Genomic DNA, 1,553 nt, shown 5'->3' with positions numbered 1-1,553 from the left:
TTGCCCATTTGTCGTCCAGGTGCTGTGATCCCGAGGCGCAGTGTCAAGAAGCGCTTAAACAGCCCTTTTTGTAAAAAGTATAAAAATAGTCGCAAATGCCAACCTTAAGTCTTGCTGTTTGTAATGACCAACAATCCGCCCTCCTTGCCTTCGCTTGGAATGGCGCGATTGTTTTCTCACTTTCATTATTTAACGGATGAAGAAAAGCAGCATTTACAAGCTGGTGCTGATGGCAAGGTGCATGTGTTCCTCAATGGCATTTTTACCCCACCAGAGGAAGCCGCTGTTTATGCTGAGCAACATGCGGAGAATAAAAATGTACCGCTTTATTTTGTTGTGTTCCCCCAAGCGGATTCTGCCATCTCAGAACTTCTGGTAGCAGGCTATCAGAAGTTCATGGAAAATAACTTTTGGGGTTTGACCAATTCCACACAAGAAGCAAAAGATATAATGTCTCGCTATGGTAACACAGGATTGCATTTTGATGCCCATAGTCGTGGCAGTTTGACAGGCTTTAATATGATGAATTCTTTCAAACAAGAAGGTGTAAATGATGTAGCTGGCAATACAACAATCAGTTTCTATGGACCAGGGGCTAATGTTTTGGCTGCATCCGGTCTGTTAGCTTATGTGAGTGGTGGCAAACAAACCACTATTGGCTTTGATGGGCATAGATTTGACTTTGTAAGCCGATGGATTGGCGGTAATGGCTATACTTATGAGACAATACCTGCTGGTAGTAACTGGTGGAAAGAAACATGGAATATGTTCTCAAATCCTTATAATCCCCATACTTGCCTTGGAGATGCGGGTCCAAAATGTCGAGATATATATGGACTTTCCCATCGAGTACAATTCCCTTTAAGGAGGAAAAAATGAAACAAATCTTTAAATTATTGAGTTGCATAGCTTTATTAGTTATAACGGGATGCCAATTTAATAAACCTCCTGCAGGATACTTCACGGTGTGGGAGAAATCAGGAGCAGATCGGCTTGAGGTAAAAAAAGCACTTTTAGAATGTGGAATGCCAGCACCTTATGATGTATTTCCAGAAAACAGAAATTTAAGCAACAATGCATGGGCAACCATAGAAGCTTGTATGATTCAAGCTGGTTTTCGTGATAAAGTGGGGGGAGGGACTTGGTGCGAGAATCATAAAGCGGAAAACCTTCCCATTTGTCGTTCAGGCGCTGTCATCCCACAGAGAAGTGTCAAGAAGCGCTTAAACAGCCCTTTTTGTAAAAAGCATCCAGAACAATATGAATGCTATCCTTAAGTTTTGCTGTTTGTGATGATCAACAATCCGCCATCCTTGCCTTTGCTTGGAATGGCGCGATTGTTTTCTCAATTCGTCATCTCAACATTGTTCACCGTTGTTTTAAGCAGCGGTGACAGAAAATATCAACAGGCTTATGAACTGTTTTATCGTAAATAAATCCATTGAAAGAGGGGAAAAATGAAGAAAATCTTAAAACTATTGAGTTGCATAGCTCTGTTAAGTATCACTGGATGTGTTAACTCAATTCCCTCACTTTCTCCAGCATTATGGAGA

3 protein-coding genes are annotated in these 1,553 nt (G+C 41.3%); all 3 read left to right on the top strand.

The features are described from left to right. Positions 1-123 precede the first annotated feature (123 nt). The 3 genes from ACFIKU_RS09625 to ACFIKU_RS09615 are packed head-to-tail and all read left to right on the top strand — an operon-like array spanning position 124 to position 1,393. Positions 124-879 (top strand): filamentous hemagglutinin, encoded by a 756-nt coding sequence (locus ACFIKU_RS09625; RefSeq protein WP_375657373.1) that lies wholly within the window; start codon positions 124-126, stop codon positions 877-879. Then, a complete protein-coding gene (locus ACFIKU_RS09620) occupies positions 876-1,277 on the top strand; it encodes a hypothetical protein (RefSeq protein ID WP_375657372.1) in 402 nt (133 codons plus the stop codon). The genes ACFIKU_RS09625 and ACFIKU_RS09620 overlap by 4 nt, the downstream gene beginning before the upstream one ends. Next, positions 1,265-1,393 (top strand): hypothetical protein, encoded by a 129-nt coding sequence (locus ACFIKU_RS09615; RefSeq protein WP_375657371.1) that lies wholly within the window; start codon positions 1,265-1,267, stop codon positions 1,391-1,393. The genes ACFIKU_RS09620 and ACFIKU_RS09615 overlap by 13 nt, the downstream gene beginning before the upstream one ends. Positions 1,394-1,553 lie beyond the last annotated feature (160 nt).

The sequence above is a fragment of the Bartonella sp. CM120XJJH genome, from assembly GCF_042194715.1.
GTDB lineage: Bacteria > Pseudomonadota > Alphaproteobacteria > Rhizobiales > Rhizobiaceae > Bartonella.
This window is presented reverse-complemented; position numbering and strand designations above follow the sequence as displayed.

Bases quoted from the DNA above. Each gene is read 5' to 3' on its own strand.
- ACFIKU_RS09625 (WP_375657373.1), top strand. From the start codon at position 124: ATGACCAACAATCCGCCCTCCTTGCCTTCGCTTGGAATGGCGCGATTG.
- ACFIKU_RS09620 (WP_375657372.1), top strand. From the start codon at position 876: ATGAAACAAATCTTTAAATTATTGAGTTGCATAGCTTTATTAGTTATA.
- ACFIKU_RS09615 (WP_375657371.1), top strand. From the start codon at position 1,265: ATGCTATCCTTAAGTTTTGCTGTTTGTGATGATCAACAATCCGCCATC.